Below are 14699 nucleotides of genomic sequence, written 5' to 3' on the forward strand. Positions count from 1 at the left end.
AGAGAGACCCTACATAGTAGAGAAGGATGGGACCACGCCGGTCCCATCCTTCTTGTGTCTAGCCTTAATGGCTATCCATCAATTTCGGCATCAAGGTGCACAAGCGTTCCGCCACCTTCGCGGTCACGCCACCCGATGTTGCCGTGCAGTTCCCCGGCAACCATGGTTTTCACGATGCTGGTGCCCAGCCCAGATCCCGGCTGGTGGCCCTGCAGCCCTTCGCCGTCATCAGCGATCTCAACGGCAAGGTGCCGCCCGTTTCGTTCGGCAGTCACGTCAAGATGCCCGCCGGCAAATACGCCATGCTCCACAGCGTTGGTCACTAGCTCGTTGAGCACCACCGCGAGGGCAGTTGCCTGATTCGCCCCGATTTTCCCGAACTCGCCACTCAACTGTGTGGTCACGTGAGCACCCGTGGCGGCAATATCCGAGGACATGCGCAGAATCGGTGCGAATACCTCGTTGAAATCCACTGTTTCGTTCAGCGTTTGGGAGAGCGTTTGGTGCACCACCGCGATGGTGGAGATGCGGCGTTGAGCAGTTTCCAGCGATTGGCGCGTGACATCATCGTGCGCGCGGCGTGCCTGCATACGCAAAAGGGCTGACACCGTTTGGAGATTGTTTTTCACGCGGTGATTGATTTCCCGAATCGTCGCATCCTTGGTGATGAGCTCCTGCTCGCGCCGCCGCAACTCGGTGATATCGCGGGTCATGACGATCGCACCTAGCCGCTCACCGTGATCGAGCAGGGGAACGGCGCGCATGGACAACACGGCGCCGCTGGTTTCAAGCTCAGTCAGCCACGGGGCGCGCCCCATCACCACCACTGCGAGCGTTTCATCCACACTCGAGTGATCCTCAATCATGTTCGTGACCATCTCAGCCAACGTCTGCCCACGTAATGAGCCCGGGTAGCCCAGCCGATGGAAGCTGGAAACAGCGTTGGGGCTGGCATACAGAATGGTGCCGTCCACATCGATCTGCACGATGCCATCGGTCAGGCGCGGGGTGCCGTGGCGAATGCCGGTTGGTGTGTTCTCGAACGGGAACTCCCCGGTTGACACCATATGGATGAGAGCGTCAGCCACCTGTTCGTAATTGCCTTGAATCTGGGAGGGAACACGATCAGGTTCAAAGGCCTTGACCACGGCTAGTACGCCGATGATCTCTTTGTCCCGGCGCACCCCATGCAAGGTGATAACAAGGTTGCGGAGCTCCCGCTCCCTGCTGCGCCCGTCCTTCATCACATCCGTTGCCGGGTCCACAAGCTGCGGATCGCACCGCACGCCCACCATGTCCTCATCAAAGAGAGTGGCGGCGGTTGCTGGCCTACAGTGCCCTGCGTACATCACCCCACCGCTCGGAGCCGGAACGATGAGCAACAGATCAGCAAAAGCAACGTCTGAGATGACCTGCCAGTCACCCACCAGTTGATGGAGCCATTCGCGGTCCTGATGAGAGATGGTACTCACGCGATTAAGGATGTTCGTTAAGGTCGGCACCACTCAAGAGTAGAGCCAATCGTGCACAATAGTCATATGCATATCACTAGAAGTTTCATGCTCAATGTTCCAGCCGATGAGATTGTCTCCGCTCTACTCTCACCCGAAATGGCCGCCAAGCGGATGGCGCTTCTTGGCGTCACGGAGTTTGATCACAAGGCGGAAGGCAACACCGCCGTCACACGCGCCAAGGTTCCGGCCGATAAGCTCCCGTCCCAAGCACGGGCGTTCGTGAAGAACGGCGTGGACGCCACAGTGACCGCCGTGGCCGCCGGGACAACGGTGGATTACTCGCTGGATCTCAAGGGAGCTCCCGTTGACCTGTCCTGGACGATCACTCTGAACGGCGATACGCCAACGGCTGGGGACGTTGATGGCGAGTTCAAGGTCAAGATCCCGATCATGGGTTCCAAGATCGAGCAGAAGGGCGCCGCTTGGGTTGACCGCCTGCTCGGAGCCGAGGTTCGCAATATCGAGGAAGTTGTTGCCGGAAACTAGCCCACCTACCATCCTCCATCCCTACCTTCACCTTGAGCGAACCAGACTCAACTTTAGTTGCGGAATACTCACTCATAGCTATACGTTCTAGTTAGCAGATCGGGGAAACACCCCGGAGTACATAATGGAGATGATAACGATGGCAACCACATATGATCCTTTCCGCGAACTGGAGCGCCTCTTCAACGGCAACGCACGCGTCCCAGGCTCCACCGCAATGCCGATGGACCTGTACCGCAAGGGTGATACGTTCATCGCCCGCGTTGACCTTCCGGGTGTGAATCCGGATTCGATTGATATCGATATTGATGAGCGGACTCTCACGGTGCGCGCAGAGCGCCCGGCGGAGAGCGGCGAAGATATCAAGTGGCTCTCTCGCGAGCGCCCCGCAGGCACCTTCGCCCGCCAGCTGAACTTGGGTTACGGTTTGGCAGCGGATCGCATTGAAGCCAACTATGCGGACGGCGTCCTCACGCTCACGATGCCCGTTGCCGAAGAAGCCAAGCCCCGCAAGATTTCGGTGGCTCATAAGGATTCTCCGAGCAGCCCGGTAATCGAAGAGGGCCAAGAAGGCTAAGAGGGTTCGGCGCTTCACAACCACAGGCCACAGCCGCCCGCTCCCCACTCATCACACGGGGGTGGGCGGCTTTTGCTGCGCCTAGGCACCGGGCACCCTGCCCACTACTCGATCACTTTCGATAGGATCGCACCATGGAGATTAACCGTGCCTACGAGGACTTGCTGGCAGACATCCTCAACAATGGGACAAAGAAGGCCGACCGCACGGGAACCGGCACGCTTTCGGTGTTTGGCCGCCAGATCCGATATGACCTGTCCAAGGGCTTCCCGCGCCTCACAACGAAGTTTGTGGCCATGAAGCCCGTCAAGGGGGAACTCCTGTGGTTCCTCAAGGGGTCCACCAACATCGAGTGGTTGAAAGAACAAGGCATTACGATCTGGGATGAGTGGGCGGATCCCAGCGGGGAACTTGGCCCCGTATACGGCTACCAGTGGCGTAGCTGGCCAGCTCCAAACGGCGAACACATTGATCAGATCGCTCGGATCATTGATCAGCTGCGCACCACTCCCGATTCGCGACGAATCATCGTATCCGCGTGGAACGTGGCGGATCTTGACAACATGGCGCTCCAGCCATGCCATGCGCTGTTCCAGTTCTATGTGGCCGATGGCAAGCTGTCGTGCCAGCTCTACCAGCGCAGCGCGGACATGTTCTTGGGCGTGCCGTTCAACATTGCCTCCTACGCCCTGCTCACGCACATGGTGGCCCAGCAGGTAGGCCTCGAGGTTGGTGAGTTCGTGTGGACGGGCGGGGATTGCCACATCTACCTCAATCATGTGGATCAGGTTCGCGAACAGATCTCGCGCGAGCCCTTCCCCTTCCCCACGCTGCGCCTACACCAGGCGGATTCGATCTTCGATTACGAGATGTCCGATATTGACGCGTCCGAGGGCTATCAACACCACCCCGGTATCAAGGCTCCGATTTCGGTCTAGTAGTCTCGCGGTAGCGCAGTTCCTTTTTTCGACGACGACGACGATTTCCTCCAGGAGGCACCCTTGCTAGGCATGATTTGGGCACAAGGCCGCGACCGGGCGATCGGCCGCGATGGAACGATGGCCTGGCATGTGCCTGAGGACATGGCGTTTTTCCGCGGCACCACGATGGGGCACCCGGTGATCATGGGCCGCAAAACATGGGAGAGTTTGGGGGCCACGTACCAGCCGCTGAGTGGGCGGGAGAACATCGTGGTGACTCGCGATTCCTCCTACACGGCGGAGGGCGCCCATGTTGTCTCAACTCTCGAAGCGGCCCGCGATCTTGGGGAAGTGTTGGCCGCCGATGCGCCCGGCACGTTGTCATGGGTGATGGGCGGGGCACAAATCTATGAGGCCGCGCTCCCCCTCGCGGACATTCTGGCTGTTACCCATATTGACGTGAATGTGGAGAATCCCGATGCGTTTGCCCCGCGGTTCGGTGAACCCGAGTGGGAGTTCCGGGAGGCGGCGCCCGAGGCTCCGGACTGGAACACCGATGCGAAGTCGGGCCTGTGTTACCGCTTCACCGTGTACACGCGTCAGGGCCTCGGCCTGCCTGAAGGTTTCACCCTCTTCACCGGCGCAACCCCGGAAAGCTCCCAGCAGCTCTGAGGCCATTTACCTCACGGCCTTCCACAGCGCCACCCACTGGGCGGCGTCCAGATCCCGAGGAAGTTTACTTCCCTTGATTTGCGCTGACTGTATAGCCCGCCGAGCATTCTTGGCACTGGTCCGGCCAGCGTTCTGAATGATTTCAGCGAGCGTTCGTCCGCGAGCAGTGAAGGCGGCTCGGACGAATCGCTCATACCCTTCGCGATCAGATTCGCGCAATAACGGCGTATGCCGGCGGTGCACCACAAGAATTCCACCATCAACACTTGGCCGCGGGGTAAAGCCCCATGAGGGAACGCGCCCCTCGAGCCCGAAGGTAAACCACGGTGCAGATTGAGCGGTCATCATCGTGCTGCCACCAACACCAGCGCGTTTGCGCGCCACCTCCCATTGCGTGAGCAGGATGGCATCTTCCCACGATGAGCTCTCCAGCAGGCGCCGCAGGATCGGAGTTGTGAGATGAAATGGAACGTTGCCCACCACCACGGGCTCGTTGAGCGGGCAGGTCAAAGCGTCGCCATGGACGATAGTGACGCTCGGGAACTTCCTGCGAAGTTTGTGAACCCGATGTTCGTCAATTTCTAGCGCAGTGACATCGCGTCCGAGGCGTGAAAGTGGGCGCGTGAGAGCACCGTCTCCCGCACCCAACTCAAGGATCGGTCCGGCAGTGCGTCCCACCAGACTGACCATGAGGTTGATCGTGGGTTTGTGATGAAGGAAATTTTGGCCGAGTTCATGGCGGCCACCACATTGAGAACGAGGCAAGAGCGCGCTCCAAATAACAAGAATGGAACGCCTCGAAGGTATGTGTAGATAGCACAAGCTGTCCCCCGAGGCGCAAATGGCCTGAAGGTAGACGCGCTGAGTAACGTGGTGCGCGCCCTTAGGCTACGCGCTCACGAACTGTGTAGAAGCACGCCAACTGCGGCGTGCAAATCATTACTGCCATGGACGCAAGGCTACCAGAGAATAGGAAGTTACTCTCGCACTGAGTCGTCCTACTCAACTCGCTGTGCAAAGTAGTCAGGATTTCGGCGCTCATGTGCGTAGGCGATAACACGTACTTCATTATCAACTAGGTAATATACGACGTTGATGCGAAACGGCTTAATCTTCCTCCGACGTAGTGTCGGGGGCTCCACCCAGAGTGGCACTTTCGGCCAAGCATCCGGCCCCTCCACCACGTCAGCAACAGCATTCTCAGCATTCTGGATGAGCCTCTCAGCGACCGCCGCTGGAAGGAAGTCAGCCTGATCGAGCAGCTCCGCCCGAGCCTCAGGATGCTCCCACCAGCTCTTATACCTCATACATTGGTTCCTGCTCGGCGCTCGGCTAGTCTCTGACGGGCAAGTCGCATCGTCTCACGCCCATCGACCAGCTCAACCTTACCGTTATCAATGTCGGCAATTCGGCGGCGAAACTCTGCGCGCCACTCTGCGTCAACGGCAGGTTCGGACGCCTCTACGCCTTCTTCCCAAAGCTCGTCGGCAAGAATCAGCTTCTCTTCTGGCGCGAGTTCTCGTGCCGCCTTGATAAGCTCAGTCAGTGTCATGCGTCAAGTTTACGATGTGAGACCTGAGTCTGCCTAGAGTGGTGACCACCTACTCGCTCCGGCATTACCTCCACGAGTGGGCACAATCGAAGTTCGGCCACCAAGCCCCTACTTCAGTAGTTGATCAAACGGGATGAAGTCAGGGAATTCGTCGATCGCCGCTTGTTCGGAACTCTTGCCCGTCGCTGCTAAGCCGGAGTTGTCCGATGATCCTGCTGAGGGGTATTGCGGGACTGCCGGAGGAACAGGTTCCTGTGCGACGGGCGCAAGCCCTCTAACATCTCCGCCAGCGATGGCCGCTAGGTTGGCAAGCTCTTCGCCTTCGCGGCGAATTCGCGCCCCGAGGGTTCGCCCCGCACTGCCCTCGAATCCTTCGCCGTGAGCTCCCCAATCCTCCGTAGCGGCATATACGGCCGTGGTGGGAACTGTGGCGTGCAGATACACGAACATCGGACGCACGGCCTGTTCGATCACCAGACTGTGGCGTGGTGTTCCACCCGTCGCGCCGAGTGCCACGGGCTTGCCCTGAAGTGTGCCTTCTGGAAGCACATCGAAAAACGAAATGAACAGCCCTGAAGGCATAGCGTTGTAGATGGGTGTCACTGCCACAACTGCGTCGGCCGCGGCAACCTGAGCAAACACCTCATCGAGGCGCGCGGATGGGAAACCCATAGTGATGGCATCAGCGATATCGCGTGCATAGGCCTTGAGACCGATGAGTTCGATCTGGCCATCGGTGGCGTCACCGATCTTCTTTGCAAGCCGTGTGCTCGCCGAAGTATCGGATGTTCCTGCAGAAATCGCTAGGACCTTCACTTGGCTTGAGTCTCCTTCAATAGATGATCTGCATGAGCCACGGCCTCATTATCATTTGCCGCCTGCTCGTAGAAGCTTGCGCCGGTCACATCATCAACGGCCTTCGGGTTTTCGCCCACCGGAGCCAGGGTGAAGTCAGCGCCGTGTGCGGGATTGTCCGAGACTTCGACGCCGGGAGTTGGGGCCACCGGATCTTCACCAGCTAGGGCCCGTGCGTAGCGCGGATGCAGCGGAGCCTGCGGCGTGCCCGGCTCGGCCTTAGCCGCAAACTCCTTCTTGAGGACAGGCAGGACATCACTTCCCAACATATCCAACTGGTTGAGCACCGTCTTCAGTGGCAACCCGGCATGGTCAAGGAGGAACAGCTGACGCTGGTAATCGCCCACCATGTCCCGGAAGCCAAGCGTCCGGTCAATGACCTGTTGAGGCGATCCCACAGTCAGCGGTGTCTCCTCGGTGAACTCCTCCAAGCTTGGGCCGTGGCCGTATACCGGCGCAACGTCAAAGTACGGCCGGAATTCGCGCACCGCCTGCTGAGAGTCCTTCGCCATGTAGAACTGGCCACCCAAGCCCACGATTGCATCCTCGGGGCGCCCGTGCCCGTAGTGAGCAAAACGCTGACGATACAGCTGCACCATGCGCTTTGTATGGTAAGCGGGCCAGAAGATGTTGTTGTGGAAGAAACCGTCCCCGTAATAGGCCGCCTGCTCGGCAATTTCTGGCGAGCGAATGGAGCCATGCCACACGAAGGGCGCAACGTTGTCCAAGGGGCGCGGGGTAGAGGTAAATCCACGCAACGGAGTGCGGAACTTACCTTCCCAGTCCACCTCATCGTTATCCCACAACTTGCGTAGCAGGTCGTAGTTCTCCACGGCCAGCGGAATGCCCTGACGGATGTCCTTCCCAAACCATGGGTACACGGGCCCCGTGTTGCCGCGGCCCATCATGAGGTCTACACGCCCGTCCGTCAGGTGCTGCAGCATCGCGTAATCTTCAGCGATCTTGACCGGATCGTTCGTGGTAATCAGAGTGGTGGAGGTGGAGAGAAGGATCCTCTTGGTTTGTGCGCCGATGTAGGCCAAAGTGGTGGTGGGTGAAGAAGAAAAGAAGGGCGGGTTGTGGTGCTCCCCTAGAGCAAACACGTCCAACCCAATATCCTCAGCGTGTTTGGCAATCGTGACAATCGCATCGATACGCTCCTTCTCACTGGGCGTGCGGCCCGTGGTGGGGTCCTGCGTAATGTCCGAGACGCTAAAGATTCCAAACTGCATGTTTCTCCCTTATCGACGCCAGCCTAGCGGGCACCGCGGCAGGCCACCATAGACGGTCATCACAACACATCATCCTGATGTAGTTGAATTCTCAACCACATTGGTTATAACGCGATCCCCGCAAGGGAATTCCCGGTGTGACACACGCCGCCGCGTGAAGAGAAGGCTCCCTAGAACCGCATCACTCAGCCGGATCGAACTGGGAGTTGTACAGATCGGAGTAGAACCCGCCCTTGGCGAGGAGCTCTGTGTGCTTACCCGTCTCCACAATGTCACCATCGCGCATGACGAAGATGATGTCCGCGTCACGAATGGTGGAGAGCCTGTGGGCAATCACGAAGGATGTTCGCCCTGCGGTGAGCGTGTCCAGAGACTTCTGGACAAGCTGCTCCGTGCGCGTATCGATGGAGGACGTTGCCTCATCCAAGATGAGTAGCGGATCGTCGGCAAGCATCGCGCGAGCAATGGTGACAAGCTGCTTCTGGCCGGCTGACAGTGCACCGTCCTCTTCCATGACGGTTTCGTAGCCATCGGGAAGCTGCTTGATGAACTCCTTGAGTCCAACTTCTTCCACGACGGCGTCCAAGCCTTCCTGCGTGACGCCCTCGGTGCGGTACACGAGATTCTCGCGCATCGTCCCCTTGAACATCCACGTATCCTGCAAGACCATGCCGAACAAGGCATCCACGTTCTCACGCCGCATGCTGGAGGTTGGCACACCATCGATGCGGATCTCACCGGAATCGATCTCATAGAATCGCATCAAGAGGTTCACCATCGTGGTTTTCCCGGCACCGGTTGGCCCAACGATCGCCACCTTCTGGCCCGGATATACCTCCGCAGAGAAGTCATGAATGATCGTCTTATCCGGGTCATACCCGAACTTCACATGATCGAAGGACACGTGGCCACGCACCGCCGGGACATCGGCTGGCTTGTCGCTTTCATCCGGCATCTCTTCTTCGTCGATCAGCTCGAACACGCGCGTCCCAGCCGCCGTGGCGTTCTGGAAGCCGGTTGCCGCCTGAGCGATGGAGGTCAGCGGATTCGTGAACATGCGAATATAGATCATAAAGGACACGATCACGCCGATCGGGATGGTCCCGTTGATCACGAGGATTGCGCCCACCACGCACACCACAACATAGCCCAAGTTGCCCACGAACATCATCACGGGATTCATGAGCCCGCCAAGGAAGTCTGCCTTCCACGAGGTGTTATACAGTGCCTCGTTGCGGTTGTGGAACTCGTGCCTAGCCGAACGCTCAGCGTTGTACACGCGCACCACAGAGTGGCCGGAGTAGGTTTCCTCGATCATGCCGTTAAGCGCGCCAAGTTCACGTTGGCGCAACACGAAGTACTTCTGGCTGTGCTTCATAATGAACAGCGAGAGGATGAAGCCCAACGCCGCTGCGAACATGCCAGCAAGCGCCATCCGCCACTCAGTAATGAACATCATGAGCGATGCGCCCAGAAGAGTGGCCACACCGGTGATCACGGAGGAGACGGCACTGTTGAGAGTCTGAGACAACGTATCCACATCGTTCGAGACTCGTGAAAGAGTATCGCCGTGTGACGTCTTATCAAAGTAGGCCAGCGGCATGCCGTCGATCTTCTTGTTTAAGCTGGACCGCAAGTTTTGGGAGGTCTTCTGGGTGGCGTCAACCATCAGGCGCGCCTGCATGTAGGACGCGATAAAGCTGAGCACCAGAATAATGACCGAGATGATGATCAGGCGCCGTACTTCCACCAAATCAATGGTGCTGGCAAGCCCCGCTTCAATCTCATTGGTAATCCGCTCCAAGAAGTGGGGGCCAATCACGGTGAGCGCGGCACCCACTATCGCCAGAAGAACGGCAAGAATCATCTTGTTCCAGAACGGGCGAGCAAAGAGCAACAAGCGCTTCAATATTGCGGCGATGCCTAGGCCACGGTTCGTTGAGCCGTCCTGACCGGCGGGCACATGCGGACCGTCCCCGGGGCCATGCCCCTGACCCGCGCTCCCATCGTCCAGTTCGGTATCACGAATCTCGAGGGCCGATTCGGTTCCAGCGGCGGCCTGAGAAACGGCGCTATCCAGCTGGCCCGGGCGCTCCTCAACGTTCTTTTGGCTCATGCCAGCTCCTCCTCACTCAACTGTGAATATGCAATCTCTTGATACACCGCGTTTGTTGCCATGAGCTCCTCGTGGGTACCTTGGCCAACGATCCGCCCGCGATCCACCACAAGAATCTGATCCGCGCCGCGAACCGTTCCGATTCGTTGGGCAACGATCAGCTTGGTGGCGTCAGCCGCAAACTCATTGAGGTTATCGCGGACCCCACGATCTGTCTTGTAATCCAACGCGGAGAACGAATCATCGAAGATGAGGATCTCGGGATCGCGCGCCACCGCCCGAGCAATGGACAAGCGCTGTTTCTGGCCACCAGAGAAGTTGGCACCGCCACGCACTACCTTGCTGGCGTAGCCATCATCCTTCTGGACGATGAACTCATCCGAATAGGACGTCTTGGCCGCGGCCACAATGTCTCCCGGCGTCACATCATGTGCCGATTCGCCGAAATCGATGTTCGAGGCGATGGTGCCAGTAAACAGCGTGGCCGTTTGAGGCACGTAACCGATCCGATCGCGCAGCGCCGATTGTGTCCACTCGCGCACGTCAACCCCATCCACCAAAACACGGCCTTCCCGCACGTCAAAGTAGCGCGGGATGAGATTGATGATCGATGATTTTCCGGATCCCGTTGAGCCAATGAGAGCCACCGTTTGGCCCGGACTGGCAGTAAAGGAAATGTCATGGAGGGCGTCGTCGTCGGCATCCGGGAATCTAAAGGTGACATTCTCAAACGTAATCGTGCCCGGCGATACTCCCTCGGCTGGGGCCTCCACGGGGCCGTCGTGAATCAAGGGCTCGGTTTCCATCACCTCGCGCAGGCGGCGGTAGGAAACGCGGGCGCGCGGGAAGAAGATGAACACGAACGTCAGGGTCATGAACGCGCCCACCACCTGCATCGCGTAAGCGGAGAACACGATCATCTGGGACATGAGGAGCACGCGCTGTTCGGGCATCGAAGCCGCCTCGATCATCGAGGCACCCAGCGCGTAGATCGCGAGAGAGAGGCCAGACATCAGCACATTGAGCGAAGGCATGAGCAGCGCCATCGCCTTCATGATGTACATGTTGGTGGAGGTCAGCTCATCGTTCGTGTCTTCAAATCGGTTCGTATGGTAGCGCTGCGCCCGGTAGGCGCGGATCACGCGCAGGCCGCCCAGGTGTTCGCGGGTTACGCGGTTCAGATCGTCCGTAATCCGCTGCATACGCATCATACGGGGCATCGCGAGTCCCATAATGATTCCCAGAAGGATAAGTAGGGCGACCACGGCGACCGCCGTAGCCGCCGTCCATGTACCGTTCTGTCCGGCGATCTTGGAGATGGCCCATACGGCCATGATCGGTGAACGCACCAAAGCCTGAAGGCCGATCACCACAAACATCTGGATCTGCTGGATATCGTTGGTGGTGCGCGTGATGAGGGACGGCGCGGTGAACTTGTTGAACTCCGTCATCGAGAAGCTCATGATCTTTTCGAACAACGCCGCGCGCATATGGCGAGCCAGTGTGGAACCGTCCATGGCCACACAGAAAGCCACGAGAATCGTTGCCACCATCGATCCCAGCGCGCAGGCCAGCATAAGCATGCCTTCGTGCAGGACATCGCCCAGCTGCGCATTCGGGCTCACAATGATTTGGGTAATCTGCTGCATGTAATCGGGCACCTTGAGGTCCAGATACACCTGAACCACAATCCCGGCAACCGCCACCAACGCAAGGGCCCAGTCCCTCTTACCCACAAACTGAGTTAGCTTCATTCCACACCGTCTTTTCCTCTGACCTGGCGTTTGCGAGTGTGCCTCGAGAGCTCAAACAGCCGGACTTGCACCACAGAATCTGCGCCGCAAAGTCTTTGCACGGGACACGCTGCTATCAACGCAACTGCGCTGACTGTACCAGCGCTCTCCGACAAATCCGTAGGGGCTGTGGCGGTTTCAATCGTTGGGCGAAAGTGGGAGCCGTGTCACATGGGTGGAGTGGCATGGAAAGGGGGCTAGCAGCTCCACGTGAAGAGATCTCCACACGGTAGCCGCTAGCCCCCTTGGTCCTTTGGCGCGAATTTAGCCAGCGCTCGGATGCGTCATGTCCACCGGCACAACCCACTGATCGAACTCTTCGCTTGTGACGAATCCAAGCTCCAGAGCGGACTCCTTGAGCGAAAGCCCCTTCTTGTGAGCATTCTTCGCGATCTTCGAGGCCTTGTCGTATCCAATGTGGCGGTTCAGGGCCGTGACCTGCATGAGATTGATGTCCAGATTGTGCTGGATCTTCTCGTAGTTTGGCTCGATGCCCACTGCGCAATGCTCGTTGAACATGAGGCAGGAATCAGCCAGAAGCTCGATGCTCTCTAGAACGGACCATGCCATGACGGTCTTGAATACGTTGAGCTGGAAGTTACCCTGCGAGCCAGCGAAGCCCACCGTGGCGTCATTTCCGAACACCTTGGTAGCAACCATCGTCATGGCTTCAGACTGGGTGGGGTTCACCTTGCCGGGCATGATGGACGAACCCGGCTCATTCTCCGGAATGTTCAGCTCACCGATGCCGTTGCGGGGGCCGGAGGCATACCAGCGAACGTCGTTCGCGATCTTCATGAGCGCATCGGCCAGAACGCGCAGCGAACCGGATACCTGCACGAGGGCATCATGCGCGGACAGTGCGGCGAACAGGTTCTCTGCCTGCACGAACTCGATACCCGTCTCCTCGCTGATCTTCTTGGCAGCCAGAGGCCCAAAATCAGGGTGGGAGTTCAGGCCCGTGCCTACTGCGGTGCCGCCAATGGCGAGCTCACGCGCACGCGAATCCGCGTAGCGAACGCCGTCCAGCGCGAAATCGATCTGAGCAACCCAACCGGAGATGACCTGGCCGAGCGTAATGGGCGTTGCATCCTGAAGGTGAGTGCGGCCCACCATCACGATGTCATTGAATTCCTTTGCCTTCGCATCGAACGTATCGCGAAGCTTCTGGACATCCGGGTACAGCTTGTTGTTGAGCTGCTCCACAACCGCGATGTGCATGGCTGTTGGGAATGTGTCATTGGAGGACTGGCCGCGGTTCACATGATCGTTGGGGTGGACCGGAGCCTTGGTCCCCATCTCTCCCCCAGCAATCTCAATCGCGCGGTTGGAGATCACTTCGTTGGCGTTCATGTTGGACTGCGTGCCCGAACCCGTCTGGAACACTACTAGGGGGAAGTCATCGTCTAGATCGCCTGCGATAACCTCATCGCCGGCCTGAGCAATCAGCGCCGCAATGTCCTCTGGAAGTTCCCCGAGCTCACCATTGGCGAGGGCTGCAGACTTCTTCAGCACTCCCAGTGCACGAATCATTGGGCGGTTCCACACGAATGTGGAGCGGCCAATTTCGAAGTTGTGCAGGCTGCGCTCTGTCTGCGCGCCCCAGTGATGGTCAGCAGGAACCTCGATGGAACCCATTGAATCGGACTCTGTACGCGTCTTCGCGTTCGTAGCATTAGACATGTCTCAAGACTACCGAGTGCCAAGTGCCATGCACTACGTAAAAAGTCCCGGTTGGTGATCACACGCACACCAGATAAGATACGCCAACACGGAATAGGACTCTTGTCCCGCACGTTGGGGTAGTGTATGGTTAAACGTCTACTCTTGAGGACTTGGCAACAAGGATCAAGGGAGATAGCGCAACAATATGCGCGTCTGGTTCGGTTCTTCGAACCGGTTGCATGGCGGGGTAACCCGCCACTCTGGCTCACCAGAGAAAAGGAAATAAGGGCGTGGAGCGTACCCGCTCCGCCCACGAGGAGATGATTGATAAATGAATACCAATATGCGCACTGTTCGTCGCGCACAGGCAGAACTGCAATCCGCACAGGCCGAGTTGGCCTCTGTTGGAGTAGGTGCTTCCGCTTCACGCGCCGAACGCGCCGCCTTCCGCGTCTCTGCTGCCGAACAGGCAATGGAGAAGCTGGGACACCAGATGGACCGCGCCGCTTGAAATAACCAGAAGAGTTAAGATTTCTGGCTGCGCCGCTTTAAGGAGGAAACATCATGCGATTCATGCGCAAACTGTTCGCCAAGCGTCCGCACAGGAGTTCACTGGAGATGGTTCTGGGTTACAACCAGAAATCATGGCTCGACGAGGAACAGGGCCGCGCCAACGAAGCTCAGTAAAGAGCTTCACAGCGACCAACCGCGTCAAGCCGCCAGAACTTCTGGGGCAGGCGAGAAGTAAGCCCGTGGGGCTTGCCAACACATCAGTAGCTAACATCAACTGATAGCTGGCAATACCCACCACATGGGCAACGCACTCGCCAGATGCTAACTGAGGGAGGGGTTCTGCTCGGGAAACCGGGCGGGACCCCTCCCTCAGTTTTTTGCTGCCTCCACATCACTGATTCCTTACTAGACGTCTCACAGAATCAGGTGAAGCGGCGTTCCCCATTACGCTTTTACCCAGCCACTTCTCCCCGTTACACGCATCCTTGCCTATAACCGGCACACCTGATTGACCGCTCCTCTTCTCAAGGGACTTCTTCGACGCGGCCACGTCACGCGCGGGGCGCAACGAGAGTTGGCGTGCACGTCGAGAGTTGGCCAGTGCAACAAGAGTGAGTCAATGCCGCGAGAGTTGGGGCCGCACGACATCCCTCGCGGTTTTGTCTATCCCCCAAGGAATTCGCTCACTCTCGTGACTGCCGGGGATCGTGCAGGTGGTTCTCACCCGCCCGGGACTGGTCGTTGAGGGCGCGGACGAGAGCTAGCCAGCGCCGCAACCCATCTTCGAGGAGTCGATCCACGACA

Annotated in this window: 15 protein-coding genes; 6 read left to right on the forward strand and 9 right to left on the reverse strand. The window is 58.4% G+C overall.

From position 1 onward, the window contains the following. Positions 1 to 71: 71 nt before the first annotated feature. Positions 72 to 1505, reverse strand: a complete 1434-nt coding sequence (locus tag ACTHV6_RS00050) for a sensor histidine kinase (protein ID WP_441385208.1) — start codon at positions 1503 to 1505, stop codon at positions 72 to 74. Positions 1506 to 1538: 33 nt separating this feature from the next. Here ACTHV6_RS00050 and ACTHV6_RS00055 point away from each other — a divergent pair, with 33 nt between their 5' ends. The 4 genes from ACTHV6_RS00055 to ACTHV6_RS00070 all read left to right on the forward strand — a co-directional run bounded on the left by ACTHV6_RS00055 (position 1539) and on the right by ACTHV6_RS00070 (position 4169). Further along, on the forward strand, positions 1539 to 2000 hold the full coding sequence (locus ACTHV6_RS00055) for a DUF2505 domain-containing protein (RefSeq protein ID WP_441385209.1): 462 nt from the start codon (positions 1539 to 1541) through the stop codon (positions 1998 to 2000). A 139-nt stretch (positions 2001 to 2139) separates the two neighbouring features. Continuing rightward, positions 2140 to 2577 (forward strand): Hsp20/alpha crystallin family protein, encoded by a 438-nt coding sequence (locus ACTHV6_RS00060; RefSeq protein WP_441385210.1) that lies wholly within the window; start codon positions 2140 to 2142, stop codon positions 2575 to 2577. Between the two features lie 134 nt (positions 2578 to 2711). Further along, positions 2712 to 3515, forward strand: coding sequence for a thymidylate synthase (locus ACTHV6_RS00065; protein WP_441385211.1), 804 nt, complete (start codon positions 2712 to 2714; stop codon positions 3513 to 3515). A gap of 72 nt (positions 3516 to 3587) precedes the next feature. Further along, positions 3588 to 4169 (forward strand): dihydrofolate reductase, encoded by a 582-nt coding sequence (locus ACTHV6_RS00070; RefSeq protein WP_441385212.1) that lies wholly within the window; start codon positions 3588 to 3590, stop codon positions 4167 to 4169. Between the two features lie 6 nt (positions 4170 to 4175). Here ACTHV6_RS00070 and erm read toward each other — a convergent pair whose 3' ends face one another. The 8 genes from erm to fumC all read right to left on the reverse strand — a co-directional run bounded on the left by erm (position 4176) and on the right by fumC (position 13400). Then, positions 4176 to 4934: a 23S ribosomal RNA methyltransferase Erm gene (gene erm, locus ACTHV6_RS00075; protein ID WP_441385213.1), complete on the reverse strand. Its 759-nt coding sequence runs from the start codon at positions 4932 to 4934 to the stop codon at positions 4176 to 4178. Positions 4935 to 5167: 233 nt separating this feature from the next. Continuing rightward, positions 5168 to 5476 carry a type II toxin-antitoxin system RelE/ParE family toxin gene (locus tag ACTHV6_RS00080; RefSeq protein WP_441385214.1) on the reverse strand — a complete coding sequence of 103 codons (309 nt, stop codon included), beginning with the start codon at positions 5474 to 5476 and terminating at the stop codon, positions 5168 to 5170. Next, a complete protein-coding gene (locus ACTHV6_RS00085; RefSeq protein WP_441385215.1) occupies positions 5473 to 5721 on the reverse strand; it encodes an addiction module protein in 249 nt (82 codons plus the stop codon). Before ACTHV6_RS00085 ends, ACTHV6_RS00080 begins: the two co-directional genes overlap by 4 nt. A gap of 108 nt (positions 5722 to 5829) precedes the next feature. Then, complete coding sequence (locus ACTHV6_RS00090) at positions 5830 to 6537, reverse strand: CE1759 family FMN reductase (protein WP_441385216.1); 708 nt, start codon at positions 6535 to 6537, stop codon at positions 5830 to 5832. Then, positions 6534 to 7808 (reverse strand): LLM class flavin-dependent oxidoreductase, encoded by a 1275-nt coding sequence (locus ACTHV6_RS00095; RefSeq protein ID WP_441385217.1) that lies wholly within the window; start codon positions 7806 to 7808, stop codon positions 6534 to 6536. Before ACTHV6_RS00095 ends, ACTHV6_RS00090 begins: the two co-directional genes overlap by 4 nt. 181 nt (positions 7809 to 7989) lie before the next feature. Continuing rightward, complete coding sequence (locus ACTHV6_RS00100) at positions 7990 to 9924, reverse strand: ABC transporter ATP-binding protein (RefSeq protein WP_441385218.1); 1935 nt, start codon at positions 9922 to 9924, stop codon at positions 7990 to 7992. Then, positions 9921 to 11678, reverse strand: coding sequence for an ABC transporter ATP-binding protein (locus ACTHV6_RS00105; RefSeq protein ID WP_441385219.1), 1758 nt, complete (start codon positions 11676 to 11678; stop codon positions 9921 to 9923). Before ACTHV6_RS00105 ends, ACTHV6_RS00100 begins: the two co-directional genes overlap by 4 nt. A 303-nt stretch (positions 11679 to 11981) precedes the next feature. Further along, the gene (gene fumC / locus ACTHV6_RS00110) at positions 11982 to 13400 is read right to left on the reverse strand and encodes a class II fumarate hydratase (protein ID WP_441385220.1); all 1419 of its coding nucleotides are present in this window, start codon (positions 13398 to 13400) and stop codon (positions 11982 to 11984) included. Positions 13401 to 13713: 313 nt separating this feature from the next. On the opposite strand from fumC, the gene ACTHV6_RS00115 reads away from it, so the two are divergent. Continuing rightward, complete coding sequence (locus ACTHV6_RS00115; RefSeq protein ID WP_441385221.1) at positions 13714 to 13893, forward strand: hypothetical protein; 180 nt, start codon at positions 13714 to 13716, stop codon at positions 13891 to 13893. 53 nt (positions 13894 to 13946) lie between these two features. Next, complete coding sequence (locus ACTHV6_RS00120; protein WP_441385222.1) at positions 13947 to 14069, forward strand: hypothetical protein; 123 nt, start codon at positions 13947 to 13949, stop codon at positions 14067 to 14069. Positions 14070 to 14699 lie beyond the last annotated feature (630 nt).

It is taken from the genome of Ancrocorticia sp. (assembly GCF_052089425.1).
Classification (GTDB): Bacteria; Actinomycetota; Actinomycetes; order Actinomycetales; family Actinomycetaceae; genus Ancrocorticia.